Below are 19,021 nucleotides of genomic sequence, written 5' to 3' on the forward strand. Positions count from 1 at the left end.
CGTGTGCCGTGTGCCGTGTGCCGTGTGCCGTGTGCCGTGTGCCGTGTGCCGTGTGCCGTGTGCCGTGTGCCGTGTGCCGTGTGCCGTGTGCCGTGTGCCGTGACAAGGGTGCGTGGCACCGGACCGCCGACCAGTGCACCGGCCGACCGCGCGGGGCGGCGAGGGCCCGCTACGGCGCGGAGTGACGAAACGGGTGCGGGCCCCGCCGTCGTTCCCCGGCAGGGCCCACACCCGTGTTCACCACACGTTGATCACTCTCGGGCATCAGCCCTTGAGCAGTTCCCGAGCCAGGACGGCCGTCTCGGTGGGGGTCTTGCCGACCCGCACCCCGGCGGCCTCCAGGGCCTCCTTCTTCGCCTGCGCCGTGCCGGACGAGCCGGACACGATGGCGCCCGCGTGGCCCATCGTCTTGCCCTCGGGGGCGGTGAAGCCCGCGACGTAGCCGACGACCGGCTTGGTGACGTTCGTCTTGATGAAGTCGGCCGCGCGCTCCTCGGCGTCGCCGCCGATCTCGCCGATCATCACGATCAGCTCCGTCTCCGGGTCGGCCTCGAAGGCCGCGAGCGCGTCGATGTGGGTGGTGCCGATGACCGGGTCGCCACCGATGCCGACGGCCGAGGAGAAGCCGATGTCCCGCAGCTCGTACATCATCTGGTACGTCAGCGTGCCGGACTTGGAGACCAGACCGATCCGACCGGGCTTGGTGATGTCTCCCGGGATGATGCCGGCGTTGGAGGCGCCGGGGGTGATCAGACCGGGACAGTTCGGGCCGATGATCCGGGTCTTGTTGCCCTTGCTGGTCGCGTACGCCCAGAAGGCCGCGGAGTCGTGCACCGCGATGCCCTCGGTGATGACGACGGCCAGCGGGATCTCGGCGTCGATGGCCTCGACGACCGCGGCCTTGGCGAAGGCCGGCGGGACGAAGAGGACCGAGACGTCAGCGCCGGTCTCCTTCATCGCCTCGGCCACCGAACCGAAGACGGGTACGGAGGTGCCGTCGAAGTCGACGGTCGTACCGGCCTTGCGGGGGTTCACTCCGCCGACGATGTTGGTGCCGTCGGCCAGCATGAGCTTGGTGTGCTTCATGCCCGTGGCACCGGTCATGCCCTGGACGATGACCTTGCTGTCCTTGGTGAGGAAGATAGCCATGGTTGTGGAGTCCCTCGTCCCTTACTTCGCAGCCGCGGCGAGCTCAGCAGCCTTGTCGGCCGCGCCGTCCATGGTGTCCACGCGCTGCACGAGCGGGTGGTTCGCGTCGGAGAGGATCTTGCGACCCAGCTCCGCGTTGTTGCCGTCGAGGCGCACGACCAGCGGCTTGGTGACGGCCTCGCCCTTGGACTTCAGCAGCTCCAGGGCCTGGACGATGCCATTGGCAACCTCGTCACAGGCGGTGATGCCACCGAAGACGTTGACGAACACGGACTTGACGTCCGGGTCGCCCAGGATGATCTCCAGGCCGTTGGCCATCACCTCGGCGGAGGCGCCACCACCGATGTCGAGGAAGTTGGCGGGCTTGACGCCGCCGTGGGCCTCGCCGGCGTAGGCGACGACGTCGAGGGTCGACATCACCAGACCCGCGCCGTTGCCGATGATGCCGACTTCGCCCTCAAGCTTGACGTAGTTGAGGTTCTTGGCCTTGGCCGCGGCCTCCAGGGGGTTGGCCGCAGCCTTGTCCTCAAGGGCCTCGTGGTCGGGCTGGCGGAAGTCGGCGTTCTCGTCGAGCGACACCTTCCCGTCCAGCGCGATGACCCGGCCGTCTGCAACCTTGGCCAGCGGGTTGACCTCGACGAGGAGCGCGTCCTCGGCGATGAAGGTCTTCCACAGCGTCACCAGGATGTCGGCGACCTGGTCGGCCACCTCGGCCGGGAACTTCGCAGCCGTGACGATCTCGGCGGCCTTCTCCGGGGAGACACCCTCGTTGGCGTCGATCGGGATCTTCGCCAGGGCCTCGGGCTTGGTGGCCGCGACTTCCTCGATGTCCATGCCGCCCTCGACGGAGGCCATGGCGAGGAAGGTGCGGTTGGTGCGGTCGAGGAGGTACGAGACGTAGTACTCCTCAGCGATCTCGGGGGCGGTCTCCGCCAACATCACCTTGTGGACCGTGTGGCCCTTGATGTCCATGCCCAGGATCTGACCGGCCTTCTCGACCGCGTCATCCGGGGTGGAGGCCAGCTTCACGCCGCCGGCCTTGCCTCGGCCACCGACCTTCACCTGCGCCTTGACGACCGAACGGCCGCCGAGACGCTCGGTCACCTCGCGCGCCGCCTCAGGCGTGTCGATGACTTCACCGGCCAGCACCGGTACACCGTGCTTGGCGAAGAGGTCCCTCGCCTGGTACTCGAACAGGTCCACGCGCGTCCGTCCCTTTTCTGATGATCGCGGTTCGTTTTCTGCGTGGGCGTGCCGCGAAGGGCAACGTGACTGCGATGTCACAAGGGATGCGCACACGATGACCGGGCACGCGGCATGTCCGTCTCGCAGGTTATCCCCGTGGGCGGTGGCTCCCTAAATTGGAGCTCACACAGGAGTGGTGATAACAGTCACAGATCGATCCTCAGGCCGTGTCGCAGTGGCGTCGAAGCCCCCGGGGCATCTGCCGTTCGGCCCTACTGGCCTGCGGAATCCACACCGGAAGGGGTCGCCGGGTCACGGACGGTCCGACTCGCCGAAGGGGGTCGGACCGCTGTGACGCAGGTCGCGCCGCAGGGTGACCCGACGGAGTTCGAACCGGAGCCGGGGACGCCGTCGCCCCCACCCGTCCCCATCCGCCAGCGACCGTACGCGGAGAGCGTCCGCGTTGTACGGATGCTCGCCCTCCTCCCCCACCGCAGCCCCACAGTCGCGACCCTGATGTCCGCCAGGTGCCGGCCCTCCGCTGGCCATGTGTCCTCTATCTGTCCCGCCGCATATCTGTCCCGTCGCAGGACCGCCGTAGCGGGCCGCCATAGGACACAGCGGCACCTTCGGCACTCATCGGTCGGGTATCGGGAGCGGCCTCTTCTCGATCGCCGCCGCCATGACGTCCGGGAAGAGGTCCGGCGTACAAGCGAACGCCGGAACCCCGAGCTCAGCCAGCGCAGCCGCATGACCGCGGTCGTACGCGGGCGTCCCTTCGTCCGAGAGGGCGAGCAGCGCCACGAACTGCACTCCGGACGCCTTCATCGCCGCCACCCGCTTGAGCATCTCGTCCCGTATACCGCCCTCGTAGAGATCACTGATCAACACCACGACGGTGTCGGCCGGCCGGGATATCTGTGACTGGCAGTACGCCAGGGCCCTGTTGATGTCGGTGCCGCCGCCGAGTTGGGTACCGAACAGGACGTCGACCGGGTCGTCGAGTTGATCGGTGAGATCCACCACCGCGGTGTCGAAGACGACGAGACGGGTGGCGATGGCCCGCATGGAGGCGAGCACCGCACCGAACACCGAGGCATAGACGATGGAAGCCGCCATCGAGCCCGACTGGTCGATGCAGAGCACGACCTCCTTCTTCATGGACTGGGATGCGCGCCCGTAGCCGATCAGCCGCTCCGGGACGACCGTGGCGAACTCCGGCAGATAGTTCTTGAGGTTGCTGCGGATGGTGCGGTCCCAGTCGATGTCCTGGTGGCGTGGGCGGCTGGTGCGGGCCGAGCGGTCGAGCGCGCCGGTGAGGGTGGACCGGGTACGGGTCGCCAACCGCTTCTCCAGGTCGTCGACCACCTTGCGGACCACGGCTCTGGCCGTCTCCTTCGTCGTCTCCGGCATGGCCTTGTTGAGTGAGATGAGGGTGCCGACGAGATGGACGTCCGCCTCGACTGCCTCCAGCATCTCCGGCTCCAGCAGCAGGGTCGCGAGGTCCAGTCGCTCGATGGCGTCGCGCTGCATGACCTGGACCACCGAACTGGGGAAGTACGTACGGATGTCGCCGAGCCAGCGGGCCACGGAAGGCGCGGAGGAGCCGAGACCGGCGCCACGGTCCTTGCTGCGACCGCCGTTCGGCGCGGTGCCGTAGAGGGCGGTGAGGGCACTGTCCATTGCGGCGTCCGCCCCGGCGAGGGAGCAGCCCGTACCGTCGGCCGACTCACCGCCGAGGACCAGCCGCCATCTCCGCAGCCGCTCACGGTCCGACGTCTCGGGCAGGGTCTCCGTCGGGTCAGTCGCCGTGGACTCCGGAGGTAGCGAGGCCGCGGATTGAGGAGCGGTCCAGGGCGTCCCCGGCTCCAAGATCGTCTCTTCCGTCGTCACTTCGCACCGCCCCCTCTGGCGTCCGCACACCCGCTCGTTCCCGGTCCGATTCGGCTCATCGCGGCTCCGGCGGTGAGCCGGTCCACCATCACCCGCTCCCCCGTGGCGCAGATTGCCGTTTCAGCTGCTCCAGGCGTTTCAGCTGATACGCGCGTTGCAGACCTTTCCGTCGCTTCCGCTGGTCCCCCTGCTTCCTCGGCGGCGATACCGAGGATCAACCGCAGCATCGGCAGCACCGCGTCCGCCCGTGGCCGGTCGAGACCGTCCCCGAATCCCTCGGAACCGACTGCGCCGAGCCCTCGCGCCCCCGTCCCACGGCGGGTCGCACCTTCCGCAGTGGATCTCCGTACCAATTCGCCCAGTGTTCGCCGAACGGCAGGTTCATAGGCGGCGAAGGTACGGCGCAGCAACGGAAGGACGTCGGTGAACGCATCCCCTGACACTCCGCTCAGCCAGGCGTCGACCAACCCCCGCAGCCGCTCGTCGTGCACCAGGAGGAGCCCACCACCTGAAGCTCCGCCGACGAATCCCTCGATCCAGGTGGCGGCCTCCGCCGGTGGAGCACCGCCGGACAGGGCCAGGCCCATCAGACGAGCGGCTTCCATGTCGTCGAGCCGTCCATCGTCAAGGAGGAGCCGGGCCGCGCGACCCCGCAGCAACCCGGGCACGGAGTCTCGGGAGGCCAACCGCAGCAGGACGGAACCCCAGCGCTCGCCGAGTTCTCCCGCGGCGGGCAGCAGCCCCACGGCGGTGTGGACGGCGTCGATGTGGTGGCGCATGGCGACGGCGCCGTCGCCATCGAGTCCCGAGCAGGCGGGTGGCAGTCCCACGCAGATGCGTTGGGCAAGGCCGGTCGCAACCTCGGCGAGGGCTGCGGTGTCGGTCGCGCGGACATCGCCGTAGCGCAGGGACCGGGCGAGGGCGGGCAGCGCCTCGGCGAGGTGGCCGACATCCGTGTCCAGCGCGGCCCGGTCCGCGAGCGAACGCATCACCACCGGGAGCGCGTCGGTCAGTTCGGCCAACAGACACTCCTCGGCGAGTGCTGTGATCTCGCCGAGGGTGGTTGCACAGAGCGCCCGGTGCTCCGCCTTGGCCGTGGCGGCGGACAGGACGGTGGTGCCCCAGACCCCGGCCTCGGCCACGCGTACGTACAACTCGGGCTCCCAGCGCACCCGCCAGCCCTCCCGGAAGGTGCCGGTGCTACTCCGCCCGGCATGCGGCTCGCCCCACTCCACGCGGAGCAGTCGCAGCCGGTGCAGCAGTCGGCTCCGGGCGGCGTCGCCGTCGGACCGCAGATCGAGCTCCAACTGCCGCTCCGACGCTTCCGGTTTCAGTCGCAGTCTGCGCTGGGCCCGGGCCAGGTCTCGCTGGAGCGGCACGGCGGGGGCGCCCTCCGGAACCGCGCCGAGGACATCGCCGATGGTCAATCGGTCCTTGATCAGCTGGAGTGGCACGTCCGAGCCCTCGCACATGACCGCCCGGATCGCGTCGGTCGTCTCGGCGAGCCCGGCCAGCGGCCGTCCGCGCAGGACCGCCAGGGTCTGGGCGAGCCGAACGGCTTCGATGGCGTGGGCCGATGACACGGGTTGGTCCTCTTCACGCAGGAGTGCGACGACCTTGACCATCCATCGCTCGATGGGGCGCTCATGCGTGTGGAAGAGGTGCTGGTACCACCCCGGTGAGTCGATCCCAGCGCCGTATCCGCTGTACCGGGAGAGCCTGCGATGGGTCCAGGGAACCCAGGTCATCTCCGTCTTGGTCCGGGGGAGACCCTTGAGTACGGCCCTGTCCGCGGCGATGGTGGTCCTCTCGCTGAGGGCTGGCACATGCCACGCACCGCAGACCACGGCCACCCCGTCACCGAACTCCTTGCGCGCGGTGCGCAACTGGAGCCGCATGTACGCCTCGCGCACCAGGTCCCGGTGGTGCCCGCCATGACCGTACGTATCGCGCAGCACGGCCATGGCCTCTCCGAGTGCGGCGAACGGCGCCAGCGGGTCGGTGTCCGCCCCTTTCCCTGCGTCGGACGTTGATCCGCTGTGCGGCGCGATGGGGGCAGGTACGTCCGCAGGCGCGGTCTCCGTGACGACCGGGCCGCCCCGGTGTTCGACGACGTCTTCCCACCAGCGCTCCGGATCGTCGTATCCGGCTGTCTCCGCCAGGACCGCGAGGGGATCGATGCGTACGTCGGCAGACACGGCCTGTTCGGAGTTCGCGGGCGGGCGCCGCTGGCCCGGCTCAGCGCCCTCCCACGCCTCCCGATCCACCGTTCCAGCACCGGCCGGCTCCGGTCCATGCGCTCCGGGCAATCCATCGGGGTCCTCGGGTCGGTCAGATGCAGGGACGTCCCGCCCGTGCCGGTCGGCGCCTGCCGCCTCGCTGCCCGGCATGGGGCGATCGCCGTCCGACGTGCTGTGATCGTCCGCTTCCCGCTGTTCCTCCTCGGCCGCAAGTGCCAGCGAGTGCGCAGCCGGAAGGTCGATGAAGCGGACGGGAACGCCCCGCGCCAGGGCCCAACGGATCGCCACCCACTCGGGGGAGAACTCCGCGAGCGGCCAGAAGGCAGCCCGCCCCGGATCGTCCACGGCATGGGCCAGGAGCGCCACCGGGGGTCGCATCCCCTCGTCCGCGGCGAGGGCGATCAGGTCATTGCCCTCGGGCGGCCCCTCGATCAGGACGGCCGACGGACGAGCGGCATCGAGCGCGGCCCGCACCGCCCGCGCCGAGCCCGGCCCGTGGTGTCGGACTCCGAGCAGCAGCGGGCCGGTCATACGCTCACCTCGCGGCAGGCCCGGTAGAAGTCCTGCCAACCATCGCGCTCACGGACCACGGCCTCCAGGTACTCCTGCCAGACCACGCGGTCGGAGGCCGGATCGCGCACCACCGCACCGAGGATTCCGGCCGCCATGTCCGCGGGGCGCAGCACGCCGTCGCCGAAGTGGGCGGCCAGGGCGAGCCCCCCGGTCACCACGGAGATCGCCTCGGCGGTGGACAGTGTTCCCGACGGAGACTTGATCTTGGTACGACCGTCGGCCGACACTCCCTCCCGAAGCTCCCTGAACACGGTGACCACCCTCCGGATCTCCTCCAGTCCCGCCGGTGCGTCGGGCAGGTCGAGCGAACGCCCGAGCTGATCGACTCGACGGGAGACGATGTCCACCTCCGCTTCGGTGGTCGCGGGCAGCGGCAACACCACCGTGTTGAACCGTCGACGCAGGGCGCTGGAGAGGTCGTTGACACCGCGGTCTCGGTCATTGGCGGTGGCGATGAGGTTGAACCCTCGGACGGCCTGGACCTCCTGCCCGAGTTCGGGGACCGGCAGGGTCTTCTCCGACAGGATCGTGATGAGCGTGTCCTGCACATCGGCCGGGATCCTGGTCAGTTCCTCCACGCGGGCGGTCATTCCCTCGGCCATCGCGCGCATCACGGGGCTGGGCACCAAAGCGTCCCGACTCGGGCCGTGGGCCAGCAGTCGCGCGTAGTTCCACCCATAGCGGATGGCCTCCTCCGGGGTGCCGGCCGTGCCCTGCACGAGCAGGGTGGAGTCCCCGCTGACGGCGGCGGCCAGATGCTCGGACACCCAGGTCTTCGCAGTGCCCGGCACCCCGAGGAGCAACAGCGCACGGTCGGTGGCGAGGGTGGTGACGGCGACCTCCACGATCCTGCGGGGCCCCACGTACTTGGGGGAGATCACCGTCCCGTCCGGCAGGGTGCCGCCCAGCAGATAGGTGGCGACCGCCCAGGGAGAGAGCCGCCAGTTGACGGGGCGCGGTCGGTCATCGGCCGCCGCGAGTGCCTCCAACTCCTGTGCGAAGGCCACCTCCGCATGGGGTCGCAGCACCTCGGCGCCGGCCTCCGCGCCGATGCCGGAACCGGTCTCGGGCATGGTCATGTGTCCCCCTCCAGATCGTGCGATCCGATGTGGTTCCCACCCTGCACCACACCACTGACAGTCAACCGTCAGCGCAGGTCAGAGCTGTTTGTCAGTGGTGGGGGCTAACGTCGTGGACATGAATCAGACGGGGGTTCGCTGGACATCGGAACAGGTCCTGGCACTGGCTCCTGACGCCACATCACAGAAGGCGGGGAGCAAGCTCGGCACAACGGGCCAGTGGTCGGGCACGGGTCGGAGCGAAGCCGGAGCGATATGGGGTCTGTGCAAGGGCAGCGGGAGCAAGCCCTACCAGACGGTCGTGGACATCACGGGCCCCGCGTACAAGTGCAGTTGTCCGAGCAGGAAGTTCCCCTGCAAGCATGCGCTGGGGCTGCTTCTGCTGTGGGTCACGGACGAGGAGGCAGTACGGGCGAGCGCGGAGCCGGACTGGGCCGAGCAGTGGCTGAGTGGGCGGCGGAGTCGAGCGGAGCAGGGAAGCGGCGAGACGGGAGCGGGGGAGGTCGCGGATCCGGAGGCGGCCAGACGCAGGGCGGCGCGTCGGGCCGAGCGGATCACGTCCGGAGCGATGGAGTTGGAGCAGCGCTTGACCGATCTGCTGCGCGGCGGGCTGGCGACAGCCGAGGGCGCGGGTTACGGCCTCTGGGAGGAGACCGCTGCCCGCATGGTGGACGCCCAGGCGCCGGGGCTGGCTTCCCGGGTGCGGGAGTTGGGGGCGATTCCCGGTTCGGGGCCCGGCTGGCCGGCGCGGCTGCTGGAGGAGTGTTCGATGCTCCATCTGTTGAACCGGGCGTGGTTGGAGATCGAGCGGCTCCCGGAGCCGCTCGCCGTCACCGTGCGGACCAAGGTCGGCCTTCCCTCACCCGCCGCTGGAGAGCCGGTGCGGGACCACTGGTCCGTGCTGTCCCAGTACGACAGGGCCGAAGCGAAGATCACCACACGCCGTATATGGGTGTACGGAAGGGAAACGCAACAGATGGCCTTGCTTCTCTCCTTCGGGGCTGCGGGCAGGGCTCCACAACTGTCGCTCCCCGTGGGGACCGTCATCGACGCGGAGCTGACTCCCCATCTGGGAGCAGGACAGCTCCGCGCGGATCTCAGCGGCCAGTTCGGGATACCGGTCCCGATGGGTTCCCCGCCGCCCGGTGGCCCCGTTGCCTCGGCCGTCGAGGCGTACGGGCGTGCGTTGAGCGATGATCCCTGGCTCGACAGCTGGCCGGTGACCTTGACGGACGTGATTCCCGTCCCCGACGGGGACGGCTGGCAACTCGCGGACGCGGAGGGCGGTTCCGCACTGCCCATCGCCCCGTCCGCCATCTCCCGGCCAGGGCTGTGGCGGCTCGCGGCCCTGTCCGGAGGCGGGCCGATCACCGTGTTCGGCGAGTGCGGCCACCGCGGCGTGACCCCGCTCGCCGCCTGGTCGGGGAGTGCGTTCGAGACGGTAGTCCTGATCTGAGAGGGAGAGGTGTGACGTTGAGGAGCAACAGCAACGAGACCGACCGGACCGAAGACCTTCTCCCCCGCTGGGAGGAGTTGGTCACCGCGGCCCTCCTGGGGACCGAGCGTCGTCAACCCGTGCTGGTCCACTCGCACGGCAGGGAAGCCACGACCGCACTGTTGGACGCGGCTGTGGTGCACACCGTGCGCCGTAGGGCGGGTCTGGTACCCGCCGTAGCAGCCTGTCGACCTGCGCCCGCTCCGTTCGACGGCAGACCGCTACCGCCGTTGGCCGCCCGCCGTCGTCTCGCGCAACTGCTGGCCGATCGGTCGACTCCGTCGTCGAGCGGCCGTCGGGGGACGGCACCGGACCTCACGGAGCTGCTGCCCCAGTGGCTGGCCAAGGCGAACGACCACGGCTACCAGGCCCCGGCGCCACTGCTGCCCGCGCTGTTGGACGCTGCGCGTGCCCGCACGGACCTACGGACGCAAGTCCTCACCTTCGTCGGCTCTCGGGGGCTGTGGCTGGCACGGCTCAATCCGGAGTGGAAGTTTGCGCTCCGAGGGGCGTCGGGCAGCGGTGCGCTGTTGTTGGACCCGGACGACTTGAATGCCGTGCGCGAACTCTGGGCCGAGGGCCTGTTCGCGGAGCGGGTGGCCCTGCTGACGGCGGTGCGGACACGGGACGCGAGCCGGGCGTTGGCACTGCTCGCCGGCACCTGGTCCACAGAACGGGCCGAGGACCGGTTGATGTTCCTCGACTCCCTGCGTGCGGGCCTGTCCCCGGCGGACGAACCCTTCTTGGAGCAGGCCCTCACCGACCGCAGCCGCAATGTTCGGGCCACGGCGGCGGAACTGTTGTCCGCGCTGCCACTGTCCGCACTCGCCGGACGCATGGCGAAGCGTGCACTGGCCTGCGTCGGTCCGGCGCTGGTGGCGGGGAAGCCGTCCATCGCGGTGACCGCTCCGCGTGAGTGCGATGCGCAGATGCAGCGGGACGGCGTGGCGCCCGCCCCGCCGACGGGTCGCGGCGCGCGTTCGTGGTGGCTCGGGCAGTTGGTGGAGTCCGCGCCACTGTCCGCCTGGACGGAGCAGTTCGACGGTCGTTCGGCGCAGGACATCGTGACCCTGCCCGTGGCGGACGGCTGGGGGGAGGAGTTGCACGCGGCTTGGTGCAGGGCTGCGGTACGACAGCGCGATGCCCAGTGGGCCCGTGCTCTGCTGGGTACACCGGGCGCGCCGCCGGAGTCGGGCCAGGGCACGTCCTCCCTGGCCGAGCGCGCCAAGCTGCTGTCCACTCTGCCCGAGGACGAACGGGCGCTCTGGGTGGCGCGGTTCATTGCGGCGCACGGCCTGTCCGAGGCGTTCCAGTTGCTGGGGGTGTGTGCGGTGCCGTGGTCGGAACCGCTGGGGCACTCGGTGGTGGATGCACTCGACATCGCTCGGGAGGCGGGGAGTTACCCCTGGAGCTTCAGCGGAGTGATGGGGCTGGCCGAGCGCTGCCTCGCCCCGGTCGAGGCCGGCCGGCTCGATCTACTGACGGCCACCCCGGCAGAGGTCGAGGGTGCGTCACCCGGCGCGGGTAGCTACTGGTCGGAGGCGTTCCAGCGGCTGGTCTCCACCTTGCGGCTGCGCGAGGCGATGCAGGGTGAATTGGCGGGGACCCTCCCCCGCTGATCGCTTCTCCTCCTGGCTGTCTTCCGACCCGGCTTCCGATCCGATCCGGATCGGAAGGCAGCCAGAGCCCCACCACGCCGGCCCATCGCGTGTTCGTCGTCAGGACGCCGGCAGCCAAACCGGAGGGTGTTGGTCGGGCAAGCCATGGCAGAGCCCTCGTCTGGCAGGGAGGGATCGTCCCCCTTTGTCACGGAGGTCTTCCATGGCGGTCGCGGACGGGCAATCGAAAGGCCCGCGTATGCGTACGGCGACACGGCGAGAGGGTGCGCACTCCACCCTCAATGAGAAGCCCGGCGCGCATCCGCACCTCGCCCCGGGGTGGATATCGGCTCTCGCTTCGCTCGGCCGCCGCTGCTTCGGCGTGGCGCCGAAGCAGGAACGCCGCGCCCCACACACAAAGCCCATACCCCAGTGGGGGTACTCGCCCGAGACCTAGACCGTTTTCCAGGCATTCAGCAGCAAAGGCAATGCCACGGGCTCACCGGGCCGGAGCGTCACACATGCAGAGATCCCGGCCCATGCCCACAGCTGGTTTGGGCCGAACGGCTGAACATTGGCCTCCTTCGACGCCCTTCACCCGACTCGCCCACACCCTGTTCGGAATCGCGCGCCAGGTGCGCCGCTGCCCGGACGGACGGTTCAGGTGCCGGCAGGCTCCCTGACGTTCGCCCGCACCCAGTCAACGATGGACGTCGTCGTGGCACCGGGCGTAAAGATCTCGGCCACCCCCAGTTCCTTCAGCGGTGGGATGTCCGCGTCCGGGATGATCCCGCCACCGAAGACCTTGATGTCCTCTGCCTCCCGCTCCTTCAACAGCGCGATCACCTTGGCGAAGAGCGTGTTGTGCGCACCCGAGAGGATGGAGAGTCCGATGGCGTCCGCGTCCTCCTGAATCGCCGTGTCCACGATCTGTTCGGGCGTCTGGTGCAGGCCCGTGTAGATGACTTCCATGCCGGCGTCACGCAGGGCCCGCGCGATCACCTTGGCTCCGCGATCATGGCCATCGAGCCCCGGCTTGGCCACCACCACGCGGATCGGACCCGTCACACCCATCGCTGCCTCCACATAGCCGACTCCGCCGCAAGTGAACGAACGTTATCTCCAGCATCCCGCAGCTACCCGTTTCGCGGTGAACAGGGAGGGGGAAATCACACACTGGGACATGTTCGCTATGCGTCGTACCCGCTGCACCAGGCAGACAAGCCAGGGCGAGGCCGGCGCAAGGGAGCCGCTTCAGCGCTGGATGGCCCTGCCGTCAGCCGCACGGCACGGAGATCCGGCACCCACGCCTCGGCGAGCGCCGATGCCATCGGCGCTCGCGGAAGCCGCTGAGGAGGCCCCACTGAGGGCATCCCGAGCGACGATGCTGTCCTTCGGGATGTCATACGGAGGTCGGCCCATGCAGGTCCTGCCCTTCCTTCCCCTCAGCCTGAGCCTCGGCCTGGCCCCGCTGCCCCAGTGCCTTTCACTGAATCCGGGCATGAACGGCTGGGATCTGCACACCGTCAGCCTGCGCACGGCCCAGCAGCTGCGTTCCCTGTGTGACCTGCGCATCCCTGGCACGGTGCTCCGCGCGACAGCCCTTGAGCTGGCCATCCTCGCCGGACATGCACTGCTCTACCCCTCCGGCTTCGCCCCCGAGCGCAGCGGCATCCCTTCACCCCAGAAGCCGCCGACCACCTGCGATGACGACCCCTCCGAACTGCAAGGCGAGCGGCCGGCGGCGCAGCACACCGGGACTGACAAGACCGCAGACACCGCAGACACCGCGGACACCGGAATCAGCGGGGACAGCGGGGACAGCGGGCCAGGAACCCTGCGCGTCGACCGCCCACGCCCCCTCGACGCCGGCAAGGCGCCGCGTCCGCGCCAGGGTGCCCGGCAGAAACAAGCCCCTCACCCGGGCCGGCGCAGCGGCGCGGCGAACCGGACCGCGTCACCCGCACCCGCACGGGCATCCGGCCAGCCCCGGAACAAAACTCGCACCGGGCCACAGAGCCCCACTGCCACCCAGCCGCCGGAGCGCCCCGACCAGGAGCACCCTCCCGTCATCATGTTGCACGGCTTCGCCGACAACCGGTCGGTCTTCGTGCTGCTGCGGCGATCCCTCGCCCGGCACGGTTGGCACCATCTCGAATGCCTGAACTACTCCCTGCTGACCTGTGACATCCGCGCCGCTGCCGACCTCCTGGGCCGGCACGTCGAGGAGATCTGCGAGCGCACGGGACAGCCCAGGGTCGACATCGTCGGCCATAGCCTCGGCGGGCTGATCGCCCGCTACTACACACAGTGTCTCGGCGGTGACCTACGCGTCCGCACTCTGGTCACCCTGGGCACTCCCCATGCCGGCACCACGGTCATCCCGCTCGCCAGCGCACACCCCATCGTGCGGCAGATGCGCCCGGGGTCCTCGGTCATCGAGGAGCTGGGGCGGCCCGCACCGGGCTGCCGTACGCGATTTATCAGCTTCTGGAGCGATCTCGACCAGTTGATGGCCCCGGTCGAGACGGCACGTCTGGACCACCCCGATCTCCTGGCCACGAATGTGCAGATCAGCGGTGTCGGCCATCTCGCACTCCCGGTCCACCCGGCCGTTGCCGCAGGCATCCGAAGGGCGTTGGAGCCCGATGAGTCCCACGCCGGAAGCGCCGACAGCGCCTCGGTCGCCTAGGCCACGGCTGGGACCCGTATTCCCCGGCGCGCACGACGGCTCCTCGCTCCGCCCGGAACGGTCACAGCACCTACTTAACTCCGCCTCAAGACCCTCATGCTCGACGGCGATTCCCTAGACGACAGCGACAAATCGGTCAGCCAAAGCTCGAACGTGTTTCGAACATAGAGCCAAACCTAGGTCTGCACCTCGCCGAAAGACGCTCGAATGCCCGTTTCCTGATTGGCCAAAACCTCAGGAAGATTGTCGCCGTCGCATACCGCCGGGTACAGTCGCGCCACTGGTTCCCCTGCTGGGATTCAACTGCTCCATGGCCCCAGAAAGCCAGTTCCTGCTGCCGAGGCGAGAGAGAAGTTGGTGAACGACCAGCACGCCCACGCCGGGCACGTCGGCTACGACAACAACCCCACCGGCAGCTTTGACATCGATCCGCTCTTCGGTGCCATCGCTCACGCACCGGCCGGGTACGAATCGGTTTCCCACGGTGGCGGCTATGAAACCGGCGCCTGGGACACGGGATCGCATCAGAGCGCCGACTACGGAACGTACGCGGAACCGCAGCAGATCGACCCGTTCGTCCAGGTCGACCCCACCGGGCAGTGGGACGCGGCTGCATGGAACCAGACCGGTCACACCGGTCAGTTCGACACGGCCGCCGCCACCTTCGTGCCCGACTCGACCGGCCAGTGGACGGTCACGGGCGCCGACAGCGGCGCGTACGACGCCACCGCGTGGAACGTGGGCACGGAAGCAGGCGTACCCCAGCAGTTCACACCTGATCATGAGTTCACCGCAAATGATTTCGGCGTGAACCACGGTGATTTCGGCGCCGAAGCACCGTCGGAGCTGATGGCGGACCACTCCCAGGACTTCAACGCCCAGGACTTCGGCACCCAGGACTTCAACGCCCAGGACTTCAGCGCTGAGACCTTTCAGCCCGACGCCTATGGGTCCGAAGCCTTTCAGTCCGAGACGTACGGGCCCGACGCCTATGACACCGGTTCGTACCCGACCGGGACCTATGAGGCGGGCGGATACGAGAGCGGGCACCAGGAAGTCGGCGCCTTCGACACCGGGTCGTATGAGACCACCTCTTACGAGACCGGCTCGTACACCTTCGCGGCTCATGAGGACGGTTCGGAACCGGGCTCGGAGGCAGACCTCAACAGCACCGGTGAGCTCGGCCCGAGTCTCGACCCCGAACCCGACCACACCTTCGTCTTCGACGTCGATCTGGACCTCGCGCACAGCGCTCCCGAGACCGCTTTCGCTGCGGACGACGACACCGACGCTGACGCGGACCAGCCCTCCGACGAGGAGTTGGGGCTGATCACGCCCGTCGCTCCGGTGACGCCGCGTCCCGTACGACGTTCCCACGGCAGCAGCAGCACCGGACGGGGGCGCCGCCGCACTCCGGCCAAGCGTTCCGCTTTCCTGACGGTCGCCGTGCCCTCCGCCTGTGTGATGGGGGTCGCCGGTATCGCTGCCGCCTCTGTCGGCGGCCTCAGCGGGGGCGACGCCAAGAAGGACGACACCACCAAGCTCGCCGCAGCCGATGTGGCCTCCAGCGCTGCCACGACCGCTGCCGCCAACAACAAGATGGACACCCAACTCGCGGCGCTCCACGCGGAAGCCCGCGACTTCGGCGATCGCGCATCCCGCACCCAGGAACGCATCGACCTCAAGGTGCGTCAGGAAGCCGAGCGCAAGAAGCGCGAGGAAGAGGCCAAGAGGCGCGAGGCCCTGCGCCCCAAGTTCTCCCTGCCCGTGCGGCAGAACGGCATCAGCGCCTACTACGGCCAGTCCGGAGTCAACTGGGTCTCGCTGCACACCGGCATCGACTTCCCGGTGGGCTACGGCACCGAAGTCCTCGCCGCGACGGACGGGACCGTACGCACCCAGTTCAACAGCGCCTACGGCAACATGGTCATCCTGACCGCCCCCGACGGGACCGAGACCTGGTACTGCCACTTGAGCAGTGCCAAGATCCGCTCCGGCACCGTGAAGGCCGGCGAGGTGATCGCGTACGCCGGGGACTCCGGGAAGTCAACAGGACCGCACCTCCACTTCGAGGTCAGGCCCGGCGGCGGCGCGGCGATCAACCCCTTGCCGTGGCTGCAAAGCCACGGTCTCAACCCCGTCTAAGAAGCCTGCCCAGCGCCCGTATCCGATGTCGGATGCGGGCGCTTCCAACGTCCGGGCGTGCCTCAGCGTGCGTATGTCTCCGGCACGTCCCGCTGGTCAGCGGATGGCCGGGAGGCTCCCTGACCCACCCGCATCGGCTGAGCCAGGATCGGCCCGGACGGCGCGGTCGGCATCAGACGATCGCGCCCTCGCGGGCCGGGTCCCTCACAACTTCTCGACCGGTGCGTACCTCAGCAGCAGACGCTTGGGCTTCTCGTCCCCGAAGTCGATCGTCGCCTGCGCATCCGCACCCACACCCGTGACCGCGACGACCGTCCCCAGGCCGAACTGGTCATGCGTGACGCGGTCACCGATCGACAGCGAGATGACCGGCTTCTCGGCGGCGCCGCCGCGACGGGTGGCAAAGCCGGAGGCACCCGCCCGACCACGGGACGAGGGCGCGGAGGACAAGCGCGACCCGAGGCCCGACACGGGACCCGCGGGCGCTGCCATCGGCCCCGTGCGCTTCCACTGGAGGTGCTGGACCGGAATCTCCTCCAGGAACCGCGAGGGCGGGTTGTACGCGGGCTGGCCCCAAGCACTGCGCATCGCCGAGCGCGTGAGGTAGAGCCGCTCGCGCGCCCTGGTGATACCCACGTACGCGAGCCGGCGCTCCTCCTCCAGTTCCTTCGTCTGGCCGAGGGCACGCATGTGCGGGAAGACTCCGTCTTCGAGGCCGGTCAGGAACACCACCGGGAACTCGAGGCCCTTGGCGGTGTGCAGGGTCATCAGGGTGATCACCCCGGAGCCGTCCTCGTCCTCGTCGGGGATCTGGTCGGAGTCGGCGACCAGCGCGACCTGCTCCAGGAACTCCGCGAGGGTGCCCGCTCCCTCGTCCTCGGTGCGCGCCTGCTCAAACTCCAGCGCGACGGCGGCGAGTTCTTGGAGGTTCTCGATGCGGGTCTCGTCCTGCGGATCGGTCGACGCCTGGAGTTCGGCCAGATAGCCGGTCTGCTCCAGTACGGCTTCCAGTACGACCGCGGGGCCGGCGCCCGAGTCGACGATCGTGCGCAGGGTCTCCATCAGTGCGTTGAACCGCTTGACGGCATTGGCCGAGCGGGCCGCCATGCCGTACGCCTCGTCCACGCGCCGCAACGCCTGTGGGAAGGTGATCTTCTCGCGCAGGGAGAGGGCGTCGATCATCGCCTCGGCACGGTCGCCGATGCCCCGCTTGGGAACGTTGAGGATGCGGCGCAGCGGAACGCTGTCCTCGGGGTTGGCCAGCACCCGTAGGTACGCCAGCACGTCCCGGACTTCCTTGCGCTCGTAGAAGCGCACTCCGCCGACGACCTTGTACGGCAGCCCGACCCGGATGAAGATCTCCTCGAAGACCCGGGACTGGGCGTTCGTCCGATAGAAGATGGCGACATCGCCGGCTTTGGCGTCCCCGGCGTCCGTGAGGCGGTCGATCTCGTCGGCGACGAACTGGGCCTCGTCGTGTTCGGTGTCGGCGACGTAGCCGGTGATCTGGGCGCCCGCGCCGGCGTTCGTCCACAGGTTCTTGGGGCGACGGCTCTCGTTGCGCTCGATGACGGCGTTGGCGGCGGAGAGAATCGTCTGGGTGGACCGGTAGTTCTGCTCCAGCAGGATCGTCTTCGCGTTCGGATAGTCCTCCTCGAACTGGAGGATGTTGCGGATCGTCGCACCACGGAAGGCGTAGATGGACTGGTCCGCATCGCCGACGACGCAGAGTTCGGCGGCGGGCAGGTCGTCGTACCCCTGGCCCACCAGCTCGCGTACGAGCGTGTACTGGGCGTGATTGGTGTCCTGGTACTCGTCGACCAGGACGTGCCGGAACCGCCGCTGATAGTGCTCGGCGACGTCGGGGAACGCCTGGAGCAGATGGACGGTGGTCATGATGATGTCGTCGAAGTCCAGGGCGTTGGCCTCGCGCAGCCGTGCCTGGTACATCCGGTACGCCTCGGCGAGCGTCTTCTCGAACTGGTCCCCCGCCTGGTCGGCAAAGGTCTCCTCGTCGATCAGCTCGTTCTTCAGGTTCGAGATCTTGGCGCTGAACGACTTCGGCGGGAACTTCTTCGGATCGAGGTCGAGATCGCGGCAGACCAGGGCCATCAATCGCTTGGAGTCCGCCGCGTCGTAGATCGAGAACGACGAGGTAAAGCCGAGCTTCTTGGATTCACGGCGCAGGATGCGGACGCAGGCGCTGTGGAAGGTGGACACCCACATGGCGTTGGCCCGCGGTCCGACGAGCTGCTCGACGCGCTCCTTCATCTCACCGGCGGCCTTGTTGGTGAAGGTGATCGCCAGTATTTCCCCGGGGTGCACGGAACGGGTCCCGAGCAGATGCGCGATCCGATGGGTCAGGACCCGGGTCTTGCCCGAACCCGCTCCGGCGACGATGAGCAGCGGGGAGCCCGTGTGCACGACGGCGGCGCGCTGCTGCTCGTTCAGCCCGTCCAGGAGGGCTTCCGGGTCCACCACGGTGCGCGGTGCGCCATCACGGTGGTAGGCGTCCCGGGCAGGAGGTACGTCGAAGGCACCCTGGAAGAGATCGTCGGGGATCTCCTCCCGGGCATGGCCCTCGGGGTCCTCATGGTCCTCGGGCGGCGGGGGCTCCTGCGAGGCGTGCTGGAGGTTCGCCAGGAAGTGTTCGTCAAAGAGGCTGCTCATCGCTCTACGAGTCTAGGCCGACCCACTGACAACCCGGGGCCGCACCGACCGATCGGGGCGGGACGGCCCCCGTCACGGCTGCCAGCCGTGACCCGGCCGGCCGGGCCCCGATGCCCGGGTGTCCGGCGCCCCCCGCGCCGCGACATCAGGGTTGGCGGTTCAAAACCGCAGCTCACGGTGGATGTCCAGGCGCGGTGACCAGTGGGGAGCGGATCGCGACGACAGCCGGGTTCACGGGCTGGGCGGGGCGGCGAGAAATTGCGTTGGCGGGCCGTGACGAGCCGTGTAGCGTCGCTCGCGTA

The 19,021-nt window shown here is 69.0% G+C and carries 11 protein-coding genes; 4 read left to right on the top strand and 7 right to left on the bottom strand.

The window, feature by feature from the left end; all coding sequences use genetic code 11:
* Positions 1-264: 264 nt before the first annotated feature.
* The 5 genes from sucD to ACFXJL_RS04210 all read right to left on the bottom strand — a co-directional run bounded on the left by sucD (position 265) and on the right by ACFXJL_RS04210 (position 8,119).
* Positions 265-1,149, bottom strand: coding sequence for a succinate--CoA ligase subunit alpha (gene sucD / locus ACFXJL_RS04190; protein WP_358876407.1), 885 nt, complete (start codon positions 1,147-1,149; stop codon positions 265-267).
* A gap of 21 nt (positions 1,150-1,170) precedes the next feature.
* Positions 1,171-2,352 (bottom strand): ADP-forming succinate--CoA ligase subunit beta, encoded by a 1,182-nt coding sequence (sucC, locus tag ACFXJL_RS04195; protein WP_384631667.1) that lies wholly within the window; start codon positions 2,350-2,352, stop codon positions 1,171-1,173.
* Between the two features lie 618 nt (positions 2,353-2,970).
* Entirely contained in the window at positions 2,971-4,122 is a 1,152-nt protein-coding gene (locus ACFXJL_RS04200) for a VWA domain-containing protein (protein WP_384631938.1), read from the bottom strand.
* Between the two features lie 101 nt (positions 4,123-4,223).
* Entirely contained in the window at positions 4,224-6,998 is a 2,775-nt protein-coding gene (locus ACFXJL_RS04205; protein ID WP_384688979.1) for a DUF5682 family protein, read from the bottom strand.
* On the bottom strand, positions 6,995-8,119 hold the full coding sequence (locus ACFXJL_RS04210; protein ID WP_358876410.1) for an AAA family ATPase: 1,125 nt from the start codon (positions 8,117-8,119) through the stop codon (positions 6,995-6,997). The genes ACFXJL_RS04205 and ACFXJL_RS04210 overlap by 4 nt, the downstream gene beginning before the upstream one ends.
* Positions 8,120-8,237: 118 nt before the next feature.
* On the opposite strand from ACFXJL_RS04210, the gene ACFXJL_RS04215 reads away from it, so the two are divergent.
* On the top strand, positions 8,238-9,575 hold the full coding sequence (locus ACFXJL_RS04215; protein ID WP_384688982.1) for an SWIM zinc finger family protein: 1,338 nt from the start codon (positions 8,238-8,240) through the stop codon (positions 9,573-9,575).
* Positions 9,576-9,586: 11 nt separating this feature from the next.
* Positions 9,587-11,233 (top strand): DUF5691 domain-containing protein, encoded by a 1,647-nt coding sequence (locus ACFXJL_RS04220; RefSeq protein WP_384688985.1) that lies wholly within the window; start codon positions 9,587-9,589, stop codon positions 11,231-11,233.
* Between the two features lie 639 nt (positions 11,234-11,872).
* On the opposite strand, the gene ACFXJL_RS04225 is transcribed toward ACFXJL_RS04220, so the two are convergent.
* Positions 11,873-12,286 (bottom strand): cobalamin B12-binding domain-containing protein, encoded by a 414-nt coding sequence (locus ACFXJL_RS04225; RefSeq protein WP_329022351.1) that lies wholly within the window; start codon positions 12,284-12,286, stop codon positions 11,873-11,875.
* A 727-nt stretch (positions 12,287-13,013) separates the two neighbouring features.
* On the opposite strand from ACFXJL_RS04225, the gene ACFXJL_RS04230 reads away from it, so the two are divergent.
* Both ACFXJL_RS04230 and ACFXJL_RS04235 read left to right on the top strand, forming a co-directional pair.
* Entirely contained in the window at positions 13,014-13,904 is an 891-nt protein-coding gene (locus ACFXJL_RS04230) for an esterase/lipase family protein (protein WP_384689172.1), read from the top strand.
* A 357-nt stretch (positions 13,905-14,261) separates the two neighbouring features.
* Positions 14,262-16,049: a M23 family metallopeptidase gene (locus ACFXJL_RS04235; protein WP_384688988.1), complete on the top strand. Its 1,788-nt coding sequence runs from the start codon at positions 14,262-14,264 to the stop codon at positions 16,047-16,049.
* A gap of 204 nt (positions 16,050-16,253) precedes the next feature.
* Here ACFXJL_RS04235 and pcrA read toward each other — a convergent pair whose 3' ends face one another.
* Positions 16,254-18,719 carry a DNA helicase PcrA gene (gene pcrA, locus ACFXJL_RS04240; protein WP_358876415.1) on the bottom strand — a complete coding sequence of 822 codons (2,466 nt, stop codon included), beginning with the start codon at positions 18,717-18,719 and terminating at the stop codon, positions 16,254-16,256.
* Between the last annotated feature and the right edge of the window lie 302 nt (positions 18,720-19,021).

The sequence above is a fragment of the Streptomyces sp. NPDC059256 genome, assembly GCF_042753785.1.
GTDB lineage: Bacteria > Actinomycetota > Actinomycetes > Streptomycetales > Streptomycetaceae > Streptomyces.

What these genes read in the sequence shown, in the direction of transcription:
- sucD (WP_358876407.1), bottom strand. Translation starts at nt 1,149, where the DNA reads ATGGCTATCTTCCTCACCAAGGACAGCAAGGTCATCGTCCAGGGCATG.
- ACFXJL_RS04205 (WP_384688979.1), bottom strand. Translation starts at nt 6,998, where the DNA reads ATGACCGGCCCGCTGCTGCTCGGAGTCCGACACCACGGGCCGGGCTCG.
- ACFXJL_RS04210 (WP_358876410.1), bottom strand. Translation starts at nt 8,119, where the DNA reads ATGACCATGCCCGAGACCGGTTCCGGCATCGGCGCGGAGGCCGGCGCC.
- ACFXJL_RS04215 (WP_384688982.1), top strand. Translation starts at nt 8,238, where the DNA reads ATGAATCAGACGGGGGTTCGCTGGACATCGGAACAGGTCCTGGCACTG.
- ACFXJL_RS04225 (WP_329022351.1), bottom strand. Translation starts at nt 12,286, where the DNA reads ATGGGTGTGACGGGTCCGATCCGCGTGGTGGTGGCCAAGCCGGGGCTC.
- pcrA (WP_358876415.1), bottom strand. Translation starts at nt 18,719, where the DNA reads ATGAGCAGCCTCTTTGACGAACACTTCCTGGCGAACCTCCAGCACGCC.